This is a genomic window from Pseudomonas sp. gcc21, from assembly GCF_012844345.1.
Lineage (GTDB): Bacteria > Pseudomonadota > Gammaproteobacteria > Pseudomonadales > Pseudomonadaceae > Halopseudomonas.
The window spans coordinates 1,096,319-1,110,381 of record NZ_CP051625.1; the positions used below are offsets into that span (position 1 = coordinate 1,096,319).

Here is a 14,063-nt window from a genome sequence, read left to right on the forward strand (position 1 = left end):
ATGACCGCTATCATCGATTTTCTCAATAATATCTTTTGGGGCTACGTGCTTATCTACGGCCTGTTGGCGGTGGGGTTGTTCTTCACCATCCGCCTCGGGTTCCTGCAATTCCTGCATTTTGGCGAGATGGTAAGAGCGATAAAGGGCTCCAGGCAAAGCGATGCGTCTGGGATATCGCCCTTTCAGGCGCTCTGTACCAGCCTTGCCTCACGGGTCGGCACGGGGAACCTGGCTGGCGTAGCCGTGGCTCTTTACCTGGGCGGCGCCGGCGCGATCTTCTGGATGTGGATGGTCGCGCTGGTTGGCATGGCGACCGGGTATGCCGAGAGCACGCTGGCACAGCTGTACAAGGTGCGGGACGGAAAAGGCCAATACCGCGGTGGCCCGGCGTTTTATATCTCGAAAGGTTTGAAAGCACCCTGGGCGGGCGCGATTTTCTCCATCGCTCTGATCATCTCCTTCGGGCTGGTATTCAACGCAGTGCAGGCCAACTCCATTGCCGATGCTATGGAAGGTGCCTTCGGCATTCCAAAGATCTGGTCTGGTCTCGCATTGGCGGTGCTGGCCGGCATGGTGATTTTCGGTGGGCTGCGCACCATCGCCCGGTTCGCCGAACTGGTGGTGCCCTTCATGGCCGGCGCCTATGTGCTGATGGCGCTTGTAGTACTGGTGATGAACTTCTCCGAAGTACCCGGCGTGCTGATGACCATTATCCGCAGCGCGTTTGGCCTGGAAGAGGCTGCCGGCGGCGTTGCAGGCTCGGTAACAGCTGCGATGCTCAACGGTATCAAGCGTGGGTTGTTTTCAAACGAGGCTGGCATGGGCTCAGCCCCCAACGTTGCAGCCACCGCCACGCCCGCCCCGCACCACCCTTCGTCCCAGGGGTTGGTACAGGCAATGGGGGTGTTCATCGACACCATAGTGATCTGTACTGCCACGGCCGTCATGATTCTGCTTTCGGGTGTGATGGAGCCAGGCTCGGGAATCACCGGTACGCAGTTGACGCAGCAGGCGCTGGAATCGCACATCGGCGTCGCTGGCAGTTATTTCATCGCCATAGCCATTCTGTTCTTCGCCTTTACTTCGATTGTCGCCAATTACTCCTATGCCGAGAACGCGATGATCTACCTTGGCGTCGGGAACACGCTGGGCATGACCCTGTTACGGATGGCGACGCTGAGCATGGTGGTATGGGGCGCGTACGAAGCTGTCACGACGGTGTTCAACGCCGCTGATGCGTCGATGGGCCTCATGGCGACTATCAATCTGGTTGCGATTGTTCTGCTCTCGGGCACTGTTGCCAAATTGACCAAGGATTATCTGGCGCAGCGCAAGGAAGGGGTGGTGCCGACGTTCAAGGCTTCGGATTACCCCGAACTGAAGGAGAAAATCAACAATAATATCTGGCGTTGAGCGAGGGGGCAGGTGCTGCGGGATGAGCGCCGCACCTGCTCCTGTATTACGAACCAGGCTTACCCGCGCAAGCGCCAGGTGGTCCCGCCCTTCCCGTCCTCAAGCACTACACCCATGTCGGTGAGCTGATCGCGGATACGATCCGATTCCGCCCAGTTCTTGTCTGCCCGGGCCTGCAATCGCGCATCGATCAAGGCTTGTACCTCCGCCGCATCAACCTGACCGGACGCGCCGGCCTGCAGGAATTCATCCGCATCCAATTGCAACACACCAAGCGTCGAGGCCAGCTCCCGAACCTTGGCAGCCAGCGCGGCGGCAGCGTGCTGATCGCTATCCTTCAGACGATTGACCTCGCGCACCATGTCAAACAGCACCGCACAGGCTTCGGGTGCATTGAAGTCATCGTCCATAGCCGCCGCGAAACGTTCGGCATAGCCGACAGCGTCCGTTGGTGCAGCATCAGGCAGCCCCTTGAGCGCACGATAGAAGCGCTCAAGCGCTCCCTTGGCTTCCTTCAGATTGTCTTCCGAATAGTTGATCGCGCTGCGGTAGTGACTGGATACCAACAAATAACGCACCACTTCCGGGTGATACTTCTCCAGCACTTCGCGAATGGTGAAGAAGTTGCCCAATGACTTGGACATCTTCTCGCCGTCCACGCGCACCGCACCGGCGTGCATCCAGGTGGCCGCGTAAGGCTTGCCGGTAGCGGCCTCGCTCTGCGCGATCTCGTTTTCGTGGTGGGGAAACACCAGATCCGGCCCGCCACCATGGATATCGAAGCTTTCGCCAAGACAACAGGTGGACATGACCGAGCACTCGATATGCCAGCCAGGCCGGCCGTCGCCCCAGGGCGAAGTCCAGCTGGGCTCACCCGGTTTGGCCGCTTTCCATAAGACGAAATCCAGCGGATCTTCCTTGGCCTCATCCACTTCGATGCGTGCGCCGATCTTCAGATCTTCTATGCGTCGACGTGACAGCTTGCCGTAGCCTTCGAACTTGCCGACCCGGTAATACACATCGCCATTACCCGGCGCATAGGCGTAGCCTTTGTCTATCAGGGTCTGGATCATCTCGTGCATGCCGGCAATGTGATCGCTGGCTCGGGGTTCCTGATCCGGACGCAGCACATTCAGACGCGTTTCGTCTTCGTGCATGGCCGCGATCATGCGCTCGGTCAGCACCTGGAAGCTTTCACCGTTCTCGTTGGCGCGGCGAATTATCTTGTCGTCGATATCAGTAATGTTGCGCACGTAAGTCAGGTCATACCCGCGATAGCGTAACCAGCGGGAAATGACGTCAAAGGCGACCATCACCCGGGCGTGGCCGATATGACAGTAGTCATAAACCGTCATGCCACAGACGTACATCCGCACCTGATTTCCTTCGAGTGGTTTGAAGGCTTCCTTGGTCTTGCTCAGGGTGTTGTAGAGAGTCAGCGGCATGCTCTTATTGCCCCCAGGAATCGCGCAGCGTAACGGTACGGTTGAATACAGGCTTGTCCGCAGTCGAATCCACGCTATCCAGACAGAAATACCCCTCACGCTCGAACTGGAAACGGTCCTCGGGGGTCGCGTCCGCAAGCGACGGCTCGGCGCGGCAACCCTGCAGCGTGATCAGTGAGTCCGGGTTGATGTTTTCCAGGAAGCCGACGCCCTCCTCGCCCTTGTCCGGGTTCGCTGTTTTGAACAGACGGTCATACAGACGCACTTCGCATTCAATGCTTTCTGCAGCTGGAACCCAATGAATGACGCCCTTGACCTTGCGGCCCTCGGGGTTCTTGCCCAGCGTGCCCGGATCGTAGGAACACAGCAGCTCTACGATATTCCCTTCGTCATCAGTAACAGCCTCGTCGGCACGAATCACGTAGCTACCGCGCAACCGGACCTCACCACCGGGTACCAGGCGCTTGTAGCCCTTCGGTGGATCGACCATGTAATCATCCTGATCGATATAGATCTCGCGGCTGAACGGCAAGGTACGCGCGCCGATATCCTGCTTCGGATGACGCGGCAGTGATAGCTGCTCGACCTGGCCCTGAGGATAGTTGGTGATGGTTACTTTCAGCGGACGCAGTACGCACATGGCACGCGGCGCATGGGCATCCAGGTCGTCGCGGATACAGAACTCCAGCACGCCCATATCGACCACCCCATCGGAGCGGGTAACGCCGATGCGCTCGCAGAACTCACGAATCGATGCTGGCGTGTAACCGCGGCGGCGAAAGGCGCTGAGGGTGGACATGCGTGGATCATCCCAGCCCTGTACATGGCCTTCGTCAACCAGCTGCTTAAGCTTGCGCTTGCTGGTAACTGTGTAATTCAGGTTAAGCCGGGCAAATTCGTACTGCCGTGGCTTGGCCGGGACTGGCAGGTTATCCAGGAACCATTCATAAAGAGGACGGTGATCTTCGAACTCCAGCGTGCAGATCGAGTGGGTAATACCCTCGATGGCATCCGACTGGCCGTGGGTAAAGTCATAGCTCGGATAGACGCACCACTTGTCACCGGTCTGATGATGGTGAGCGTGGCGAATGCGGTAGAGAATCGGGTCGCGCATGTTCATGTTCGGCGACGCCATATCGATCTTGGCCCGTAGCGCTTTGCTGCCATCGGGAAACTCGCCGGCAGTCATGCGCGCGAACAGATCGAGGTTCTCCTCAACGCTGCGATCGCGGAACGGGCTGTTTTTTCCGGGCTCGGTCAGGTTGCCGCGGTACTCGCGCGCCTGTTCTGGCGTTAAATCGCAGACGTAGGCCTTGCCTGCCTTGATCAGCTCGATAGCCCAGGCGTGCAGTTGATCGAAATAGTCCGAGGCGTAACGGATGTCACCGGCCCACTTGAAACCCAGCCATTCAACATCACGCTTAATCGCGTCAATATACGCCTGCTCTTCCTTTGCCGGATTGGTGTCGTCGAAGCGCATATTGCACTGACCGCCGAATTCTTCCGCCAGCCCGAAGTTCAGGCAGATCGATTTGGCGTGTCCGATATGCAGGTAACCGTTGGGCTCCGGCGGAAAACGCGTAACGATGTTTTGGTGCTTACCACTTTCAAGGTCGGCCTTGACGATCTGCCGCAGGAAATGTGCTGGGGTAGTGGATTCCGGTTTGTTCATAGGGATTCGCAGGACTCGGTTACAGGCGACGCCCGTGGGCATCGCGGATTTTGGCTAGGCCGTGTCGGCCAAAACGCTTATCATACCGGAAAGTCACAGACGCCTGAATCAAAGGAGCTTCTGAAGAACGCAGCCGTTATTCAGAAGCTTGCAGGCAGCTCTGTCTCACAGGATTTTTAGTCTCAACTCGCTCCGAGGATTGCCTTGATGGTCAAATTGCATACGAATTTTGGTGTTATCACCCTGGAACTCTTCGCTGACAAGGCGCCGGAAACGGTGGAGAACTTCAAGCAATATGTCCGCGGCGGCCATTATGACAACACTATCTTTCATCGCGTCATCCCCAACTTCATGATCCAGGGCGGCGGATTCGAGCCTGGCATGAAGCAGAAAGAAACCCGTGATCCGATCAAGAACGAAGCCAATAACGGCGTCAGCAACAAGGTAGGCACGGTAGCCATGGCCCGCACCATGGAGCCCCATTCCGCAAGCGCCCAGTTCTTCATTAACGTCAACGACAATGATTTCCTCAACCACAGTGCTCCGACGGTCCAGGGCTGGGGTTACGCCGTGTTCGGCCAGGTGACGGAAGGCATGGACGTCGTAGAGAAGATCAAGTCTGTGTCCACCACCATGCGTGCCGGCCACCAGGATGTGCCTGCCGATGACGTGATCATTGAGCGTGCCGAGCTGGTCGAGTAACGCGACAGAATGCGTTCGCTGTTTATTTCAGACCTGCATTTGCAAGCCGAACGCCCGGATATCACCCGGGCGTTTTTGCATTGCCTCGAGCAGCGTGCCAGCCAGGTTGATGCGCTCTATATTCTCGGTGATTTTTTCGAAGTATGGCTCGGCGATGATGATCCTAATCCCCTCGCCCGCGAGGTGGCTGCCGCCCTGGCCACGGTTGCTGCCAGAGGCGTGAAGATTTATCTCATGCACGGCAATCGGGATTTTCTGCTGGGCAAACGGTTCTGTCAGGAAGCGCATTGCACCTTGCTGACAGATCCGACCGTGGTCACGCTGAATGGCGAGCCCGTATTGTTGATGCACGGCGACAGCCTGTGTGTCGACGATCTGGGCTATATGCGTCTACGTCGCCTGCTACGAAACCCATTAAGCCTGTTCATCCTGCGTAATTTGTCACTGAAGACCCGGCACAAGATTGGCAGGAAACTGAGATCGGAAAGCAGCGAGCAAACCCGTCAGAAAGCCGCAGATATAACCGACGTCAACCCTGACAAGGTTGTTGGGGTAATGCGTGAACACAAGGTTCGCACGCTGATTCACGGTCACACCCACCGTCCTGCTGTGCATGATATGGAAATCGACGGCCAGTCCGCCAAGCGAATAGTGCTGGGAGATTGGGACAAGCGCGGCTGGGCATTGGAAGTGGATGAAGACGGGTATCGGCTGGAGAGTTTTCCTCTCTGATTCCCCGGGGAGATTTCACCCCACCTACGCTGGCGCGCTGTCTCGCATACATGGTGCAATGCCTGATATTTGCTCGGAGGCCGCGACAACCCACGCAAGCGTATCCTGGGGTTGGTGAGCGCCTGCTCGCCGACAGAGTTTGGCGTAGTGCAGGCGCGCTGCCCCCCCAGGGAAGGTTAGCTCCGGTGACGGGGCTCCCTAGGAGATCTCACCCCACGACGACGGCCTGCTGTCGCGCGTGGAGCAATGCGGATCTTTGATGAAAGCGTCGAGCACCAGCTCGAGGGGTCTCGAGGGTCAGTCTGAAAGCCGCCAGGCCAGCCTAGTTACAACACAGTATAGAGATCCAGATAAACAAAAAAACCCGGCCACGAGGCCGGGTTTTTGTCACCGCTCAGCTAGCTTACAGCTTGCCGTCCAGCTCGGGGATGATCTGGAACAGATCACCCACCAGACCGTAGTCGGCTACCTGGAAGATCGGCGCTTCTTCGTCCTTGTTGATCGCAACGATCACTTTGGATTCTTTCATGCCGGCCAGGTGCTGGATCGCGCCGGAGATACCGACGGCGATGTACAGCTGCGGGGCAACGATCTTGCCGGTCTGACCGACCTGCATGTCGTTGGGTACGAAACCAGCGTCGACTGCGGCGCGCGAAGCGCCTACAGCAGCACCGATCTTGTCGGCCAGCTTGTACAGCATTTCGAAGTTTTCACCGTTCTGCATGCCGCGGCCGCCGGAGATGACGATCTTGGCACCGGCCAGCTCGGGACGGTCAGACTTGGCCAGCTCTTCGTTGACGAAGCTGGATACGCCGGCGTCCTGGGCAACGTCGAGGTTCTCGACGCTGGCGCTGCCGCCTTCGGCTGCAACCGGATCGAAACCGGTGGAACGCACGGTGATGACCTTGACCGCTGCGTTGGACTGCACGGTAGCGATGGCGTTACCGGCATAGATCGGACGCTTGAAGGTGTCAGCGCTTTCCACGGCGATGATCTCGGAGATCTGATCAACGTCCAGCAGGGCCGCAACGCGTGGCAGGTAGTTCTTGCCGTTGGTGCTGGCGGTGGCCAGGATGTGGCTGTAGTTCTTACCGATTTCGGCAACCAGCAGGGAGATGTTCTCCGGCAGCTGGTTGGCATAGGCAGCGTTGTCAGCCAGCAGCACCTTGCTTACGCCTTCGATCTTGGCGGCAGCATCAGCGACAGCGGAGCAGCCCTGACCAGCGACCAGTACTTCGATGTCACCGCCAATGGCTTTGGCAGCAGCCACGGTGTTCAGGGTCGAGGCAGTCAGCTCGGCGTTGTTGTGTTCAGCAATAACCAAAATTGTCATTTAGATCACCTTGGCTTCGTTCTTGAGTTTGTCGACCAGCTCGTCTACCGACTTGACCATGATGCCGGCGCTGCGCGCGGCCGGTGCTTCAACCTTGAGGGTAGAGACGGTCGAAGTGGTGCTGACGCCCAGATCTTCCGGCTTGAGGGTCTCAAGCGGCTTCTTCTTGGCTTTCATGATGTTCGGCAGCGACGCATAGCGCGGCTCGTTCAGACGCAGGTCAGTGGTGACGATGGCCGGCAGTTTCAGATCAACGGTCTGGGCGCCGCCGTCGATTTCACGGGTTACCTTGACGCTGTCGCCTTCGACATTGACTGCCGAAGCGAAGGTGCCCTGGCCGTAGCCGGACAGCGCAGCCAGCATCTGGCCGGTCTGGTTGTTGTCGGAATCGATGGCCTGCTTGCCAAGGATGACCAGCTGGGGCTGTTCCTTGTCGACCACACCCTTGAGCAGCTTGGCGATGGACAGCGAGCTCAGCTCTTCGGTGGATTCAACCAGGATGGCGCGATCGGCACCCAGTGCCAGGGCGGTACGCAGCTGCTCCTGGGCAGCAGTCGGTCCGACCGACACAGCGACGATTTCAGTCGCCACGCCTTTCTCTTTCAGGCGCACGGCCTCTTCCACAGCGATTTCGCAGAAGGGGTTCATCGACATCTTGACGTTGGCGAGATCGACACCGGAATTGTCCGCTTTGACGCGAACCTTGACGTTGTAGTCAACGACCCGTTTAACCGCTACTAGTACCTTCATGGCATCCTCTTAGTGAATAAAACCTCGAGAGCTTCCCGTCTCCGGATAATGAAGTTAACTGGATGACCGGACGGGACCATTCAAAAAAAGCGCTTAATCATGCCGATCACCCCATGCAGGGTCAAGGCCGGGACCTTGTTCCATGGCCCGCTGTCTGAACCGCGAGCGTATGTTTGCGTTGGAGCAGCCCCGCTTGGCTGATATAATGCGCGGCTAATCGGCCCGGGATGGGCCTCGATAACTAAATCTGATCCGGCCTAGAGTAGGAGATATATAGTGGAACGCGAATTCATGGAGTTTGACGTTGTCATCGTCGGCGCAGGGCCGTCCGGCCTCTCCGCTGCCTGTCGCATCAAGCAACAGGCTGCTGAAAAAGGCCAGGAAGTCAGCGTCTGCGTAGTTGAAAAAGGTTCCGAGGTCGGTGCACACCTCCTCTCTGGCGCCGTTTTCGAGCCACGCGCCCTGAACGAACTCTTTCCAGACTGGAAGGAAATGGGTGCGCCTCTTAACACTCCGGTGCAGCGTGATGACATCTATATGCTCACCAGTGAAGAAAAGGGCTACAAAATTCCCAACTTCTTTGTGCCGAAAACCATGCACAACGAAGGCAACTACATCATTTCCCTGGGCAACCTGTGCCGCTGGTTGGCTGAACAGGCCGAAAACCTCGGCGTGGAAGTCTATCCCGGATTTGCTGCCCAGGAAGCGCTGATCGATGAAAGCGGTATCGTCCGCGGCATCGTCACAGGCGACCTTGGCGTTGACCGTGAAGGCAATCCGAAGGAAGGCTTCTTCACCCCCGGCATGGAACTGCGTGCCAAGTACACCCTGTTCGCCGAAGGCTGCCGCGGCCACATCGGCAAGCAGCTGATCAACCAGTTCAAGCTCAACGACGGTGTCGATCCCCAGCACTACGGTATCGGTATCAAGGAAATCTGGGATATCGATCCTGCCAAGCATGAAGAAGGTCTGGTCGTTCACACTGCTGGCTGGCCGATGGACATCGTGGGAAGCGAGAACACCGGCGGTTCCTTCCTGTACCACATCGAGAACAACCAGGTCGTGGTAGGTCTGATCATTGATCTGTCCTATTCCAATCCGCACCTGTCACCCTTCGATGAATTCCAGCGCTACAAGCACCACCCGGTAGTGAAGCAGTATCTGGAAGGCGGCAAGCGTGTGTCTTACGGTGCGCGTGCGATTGCCAAGGGCGGACTGAACTCTTTGCCCAAGATGGTATTCCCTGGCGGCGCATTGATTGGCTGCGACCTGGGCACCCTGAACTTCTCCAAGATCAAGGGTAACCACACGGCGATGAAGTCGGGCATGATCGCTGCCGATGCAGTGCTGGAAGCGCTGGCAGCCGGCCGTGAAGGCGGCGACGAGCTGACAGGCTACGTTGAAAGCTTCAAAGCCAGCTGGGTCTACGACGAACTGTTCCGCTCGCGCAACTTCGGTGCCGCTATCCACAAATACGGTGCGCTATTGGGTAACGCGTTCAACTTTGTCGACCAGAACCTGTTCGGTGGCAAAATGCCGGTGACCCTGCATGACACCACGCCGGACTATGCTTGCCTGAAAAAGGCCTCGGAAGCTGAAAAGATCAACTATCCGAAGCCGGACGGCGTGCTGAGCTTCGACAAGCTGTCCTCGGTGTTCCTGTCGAACACTAACCATGAGGAAGATCAGCCGGTTCACCTGACGCTCAAGGATCCCAGCATCCCGATCGAGCACAACCTGCCGCTGTACGATGAGCCAGCGCAGCGCTATTGCCCGGCTGGCGTGTACGAAGTCGTCACCAACGACGACGGTGACAAGCGGTTCCAGATCAACGCGCAGAACTGCGTTCACTGCAAGACCTGTGACATCAAGGACCCGGCCCAGAACATCAACTGGGTAGCCCCAGAGGGCACTGGCGGACCGAATTACCCCAACATGTAATTCGCTGCTGGAATCAAACAAGGCCTCGCATATGCGGGGCCTTGTTGTTTTTGCTGCACATCAAGCGCTCTACTACCCAGGAAGGCGCGATATTGTTTTTCCTGGGAGTGTCGAGCGCCTGCTCGACGCTGGGCTTGGGTTTATCAAGGCTAGCGGTCACTCACCTGAGCATCCGTGGATGGCGGATAGTTGCCGTAGCGCAGGCGCGCTACAGCCCCAGGGTTCTACAGCAAGCGTGCGTGTTCGGTCAGGCCGCGACTACCGGAACGAGATCCGGATGCTCAGGGTTTGGCAGCGGGGGCAGGCCATGTCTGGCCCTGGCGCGCTGACAATGCGGGCTCTCCTGCCCTCCCTCACCGTGGTAGGGAAATTCGCGGCACGCACTGGAGCGTTGCTCATAGATATTGCAACGTACCGCACCGCCTACGGATCCCATCAATGACACACAACGCGGTTCGGGCTGATTGGTACCTTGCATGCAACTCAGATGCGGGCTTATCTGTTCCGTGAGATGGGAAGGTACACCTCCCTCCTGGGCGCTGTCCGTCTCGCCCCAGTAAAACGAAACCCTGAATGTGGCACAGCATGCACCGCAATTCAGACAGGGCGTTGTTTCGCTCATTTCATCGCGTACCTCAGGTGATTTATGGAGTGCGATTTTTACAGCGAAGCGGTCTGAACACACAAGCGAAATTCGCGGCGAAGGGCCAAGTGTTCCAGAAAAAATTCCTGTTGCTCGCCTGGAGCCGCCGAAAACGGTTTCGATCTCCCCTCACACCTACGCCGCAACAAGCCCACCGGCTTGTCTGGCGGAGCAAGTGTCGAAAACAGGATGTTTTCGTCAAGCCCTCACGGATGGGGTAACGTCGTCCTGCGCAGTCGTGACAGCCGGTGGACGATCATACTCAACAATCGAGTCGGGCAACGTGCTGAGCTTATGACCCACTATTGACGATAAGCGAATACTCCCCCGGCCGGGTTCTGACGCGTTACTATCAGGACAACTTCACACCAGCAAACGGACCTCTGCATGACTGAAACCGCCATCATCGCCGGCCTCGACACCCAGCGCCTGTCGCGTATAGCTGAGCATCTCGAACGGGCCTATATCACCCCGGGCCGACTTCCGGGCGCGCTGACTCTGGTTGCCCGGCGCGGCGAAATTGCTTATCTGCACGCCCAGGGACTGATGGATGTAGAACGCAAAAAACCGGTTCAGACAGATACCCTGTTCCGTGTTTATTCGATGACCAAACCGGTGACGTCGATTGCTCTGATGCAGTTGTATGAGCAAGGTCGATTTCTGCTCGATGATCCGGTGTATAAATACATCCCTGCCTGGAAGGATCTGCGCGTCTATAAATCCGGTGTTCATCCCAATTTCATAACAGTCCCCTGCGAACGGCCCATGACCATCCGGGACCTTCTGACGCATCAATCGGGCCTGACCTACGGTTTCATGAATCGCACCAATGTCGATGCGGCCTATCGGGAACTGAAGCTCGACGGTAACTCAGGTCTGACGCTCGAGCGCCTCGTCGATGAACTGTCGCGACTGCCTCTGGAGTTTTCACCGGGCACAGCCTGGAATTACTCGGTGGCCACCGACATTTGCGGCTATCTGGTACAGCTGCTGTCGGGTATGAGTCTCGAATACTACTTTGCCGAGCATGTATTCAAGCCGCTGAACATGCAGGACACCTTCTTCACTGTGCCAGCCGACAAGCTGGACCGCTTTGCGGCGTGCTACCAGTACGTGCCGGGCGATCAATTCACTTTGCAGGACGACCCGCAACATTCCCATTTTGCACGCCGACATGGCTACTTGTCCGGTGGCGGTGGCCTGGTATCCAGCATCAGCGATTACCACCGTTTCGCCCAGGCTCTGGCCAATGGCGGCGAACTGGACGGCGCGCGGATTATCGGCCGCAAGACGCTCGAGTTCATGCGCTTGAACCATCTACCGGACAACGCAGATCTGCCCAGCGTCTCGGTTGGCGGATTCAGCGAGACGCCCTATGACGGCTCCGGTTTCGGCCTGGGGTTTTCGGTCAAGACCGATATTGCCAAATCACAGACCATCGGATCTGTTGGCGAGTACGGCTGGGGCGGTATGGCCGGCACCGCTTTTTTCATCGATCCGGTGGAGGATCTGGTCGTTATCTTCATGACCCAGCTGATACCCTCCTCTGCTTATCTGGTAAGGCAGGAACTTCGCGCGCTGGTACAGGGCGCACTGGTTGACTGACCCCTTGCCGGCGAGGCATCGCCGGCTTGTCACACATCCAAAGGTATCCTGACCTGCATATCGGTTTCCATTGGAGCGGCGGGCATGAATCGGCGCGACTTTCTGCGAGCATCAACACTCGCGCTTGGCAGCATCGCAGTCTCTACCGGCCTGCAAGGTGGAGTGATCCGTTCTGCCGGTTCCATCCCGCGCCAAACGGCGGACAGGGTCGCGTTTCGACATGGTGTAGCCAGTGGCGACCCTTTGCAGGACCGTTTCATCATCTGGACCCGCCTGTCGCGCCTCGACGGCCGTGATCAAGACCTTGAGGTCGGCTGGGAAGTAGCAGCTGATCCGGATTTTGAACACTTGCTGCACGCAGGGGCTACAGTTACCGGCCCTGCTCAGGACTATACGATCAAGGTCGATATTCTCAACCTGCAACCGGGCACCCGCTATTACTACCGGTTCAATGCCCAAGGGGTGCTCTCCCCGGTCGGCATCAGCAAAACCTTGCCGCAGGGGAATGTCAGCCAGGTGCGCTTTGCGGTGCTTTCCTGCGCGAATTACCCGGCCGGTCATTTTCATGTGTATGCCGAAGCTGCTCGTGTTGATCAACTGGACGCAGTAGTCCATCTGGGCGATTACCTCTACGAGTACGGCGCGGACGGTTACGCTACGGCAGACGCCGAGACACTCGGCCGAACCCTGCCGGCTGACAACGATGGCGAGCTGTTTACATTGGCGGACTACCGCAAGCGTTACGCGCTATACCGCACGGACGACGCCCTACAGGCTCTGCATGCAGCCGCTCCCTGTATCGCGGTGTGGGATGATCACGAGATCAGCAATGACACCTGGCGACAGGGTGCGCAGAACCACGGCGACGACGAAGGAGACTTCACGGCGCGCAAACGCGCTGCGCTGCAAGCCTGGTTCGAATGGATGCCGGTGCGCCCTGCCCGCCAGGATGACCAGGAAACCATCTACCGCAGTTTCGATTTTGGCAACCTCGTCAGCCTGCATATGCTCGACACCCGCCTCACAGGACGCGACCGCCAGCTGGCCTTCTCAGACTATTACGACGAGGACGGTTTCAAGGCTGCCGCTTTCAGGCGCGACACTATGGACGCGAACCGTAGCCTGCTCGGCGATGCCCAGCGCCGTTGGCTCTACGGTGCGCTGGAAGCTTCCACGTGCATCTGGCAGGTGCTGGGTCAACAGGTACTGATGGGCCGACGGCTGCTACCACGCGCGTTATTGTCCGCTCTCCAGGCCTCGCACCCCGACCTTGAGCAGACACTCCGGGAGCTGATCGAGATCAAGCGACGCCAGCTGCGCAACGACCCAGCCTTGACAGTGCAAGAGATCGAAAAAGTGAACACCCTGGTGCCCTACAGTCTCGATGCCTGGGACGGCTACGGCCACGAGCGGGAAGCGCTCCTCAGGCAGGCGCTAACACATGACAGGAACCTCGTTGTGCTCGCCGGCGATACGCATAATGCCTGGGCCAATAATCTGATCGCCAGCGACGGCTCCCACGCTGGAGTCGAGTTTGCGACCAGTTCGGTGTCCTCGCCGGGCATGGAGCGTTATCTGAACATTCCCCGAGAGATCACTTCGCTAGTCGAGCAGGCCATCGTCACGCTCACCTCGGATGTGCAATACGTGAATGCCCGGCAGCGCGGCTACATGATCGTTACCTTCACGCCAGAGCACGCCACAGCCGACTGGCGCTTCGTCAGCAGCGTCAAACAGCACGACTATCACATGGACAACACGCGGCGCTTTGCGATGGCTACCGGAACGGGGCCCGACCGTCGTCATCTGGTACCAGTGGGGTAAAAC

11 protein-coding genes are annotated in these 14,063 nt (G+C 58.0%); 6 read left to right on the plus strand and 5 right to left on the minus strand.

The genetic code is table 11. The features are described from left to right. Complete coding sequence (locus HG264_RS05205) at nt 1–1,413, plus strand: sodium:alanine symporter family protein (protein WP_169406661.1); 1,413 nt, start codon at nt 1–3, stop codon at nt 1,411–1,413. A 59-nt stretch (nt 1,414–1,472) separates the two neighbouring features. Here the strand turns inward: HG264_RS05205 and cysS are convergent, their stop codons facing one another. Both cysS and HG264_RS05215 read right to left on the minus strand, forming a co-directional pair. Then, nucleotides 1,473–2,858: a cysteine--tRNA ligase gene (gene cysS / locus HG264_RS05210; RefSeq protein ID WP_169406662.1), complete on the minus strand. Its 1,386-nt coding sequence runs from the start codon at nt 2,856–2,858 to the stop codon at nt 1,473–1,475. A gap of 4 nt (nt 2,859–2,862) precedes the next feature. Then, on the minus strand, nt 2,863–4,530 hold the full coding sequence (locus tag HG264_RS05215; protein ID WP_169406663.1) for a glutamine--tRNA ligase/YqeY domain fusion protein: 1,668 nt from the start codon (nt 4,528–4,530) through the stop codon (nt 2,863–2,865). 207 nt (nt 4,531–4,737) lie between these two features. On the opposite strand from HG264_RS05215, the gene HG264_RS05220 reads away from it, so the two are divergent. Beyond that, nucleotides 4,738–5,232: a peptidylprolyl isomerase gene (locus HG264_RS05220; protein ID WP_169406664.1), complete on the plus strand. Its 495-nt coding sequence runs from the start codon at nt 4,738–4,740 to the stop codon at nt 5,230–5,232. Between the two features lie 9 nt (nt 5,233–5,241). After that, complete coding sequence (locus tag HG264_RS05225) at nt 5,242–5,964, plus strand: UDP-2,3-diacylglucosamine diphosphatase (RefSeq protein ID WP_169406665.1); 723 nt, start codon at nt 5,242–5,244, stop codon at nt 5,962–5,964. 403 nt (nt 5,965–6,367) lie between these two features. On the opposite strand, the gene HG264_RS05230 is transcribed toward HG264_RS05225, so the two are convergent. Together HG264_RS05230 and HG264_RS05235 are read right to left on the minus strand one after the other, a co-directional pair. Next, the gene (locus HG264_RS05230; protein ID WP_169406666.1) at nt 6,368–7,297 is read right to left on the minus strand and encodes an electron transfer flavoprotein subunit alpha/FixB family protein; all 930 of its coding nucleotides are present in this window, start codon (nt 7,295–7,297) and stop codon (nt 6,368–6,370) included. Next, the gene (locus HG264_RS05235) at nt 7,298–8,047 is read right to left on the minus strand and encodes an electron transfer flavoprotein subunit beta/FixA family protein (protein WP_169406667.1); all 750 of its coding nucleotides are present in this window, start codon (nt 8,045–8,047) and stop codon (nt 7,298–7,300) included. Nucleotides 8,048–8,323: 276 nt separating this feature from the next. On the opposite strand from HG264_RS05235, the gene HG264_RS05240 reads away from it, so the two are divergent. Further along, complete coding sequence (locus HG264_RS05240; RefSeq protein ID WP_169406668.1) at nt 8,324–9,988, plus strand: electron transfer flavoprotein-ubiquinone oxidoreductase; 1,665 nt, start codon at nt 8,324–8,326, stop codon at nt 9,986–9,988. A 247-nt stretch (nt 9,989–10,235) separates the two neighbouring features. Here HG264_RS05240 and HG264_RS05245 read toward each other — a convergent pair whose 3' ends face one another. Further along, nucleotides 10,236–10,610 (minus strand): YkgJ family cysteine cluster protein, encoded by a 375-nt coding sequence (locus tag HG264_RS05245; protein WP_169406669.1) that lies wholly within the window; start codon nt 10,608–10,610, stop codon nt 10,236–10,238. A gap of 408 nt (nt 10,611–11,018) precedes the next feature. Here HG264_RS05245 and HG264_RS05250 point away from each other — a divergent pair, with 408 nt between their 5' ends. Together HG264_RS05250 and HG264_RS05255 are read left to right on the plus strand one after the other, a co-directional pair. Beyond that, nucleotides 11,019–12,236: a serine hydrolase gene (locus HG264_RS05250; protein WP_169406670.1), complete on the plus strand. Its 1,218-nt coding sequence runs from the start codon at nt 11,019–11,021 to the stop codon at nt 12,234–12,236. An 84-nt stretch (nt 12,237–12,320) separates the two neighbouring features. Then, complete coding sequence (locus tag HG264_RS05255; RefSeq protein ID WP_169406671.1) at nt 12,321–14,060, plus strand: alkaline phosphatase; 1,740 nt, start codon at nt 12,321–12,323, stop codon at nt 14,058–14,060. Nucleotides 14,061–14,063 lie beyond the last annotated feature (3 nt).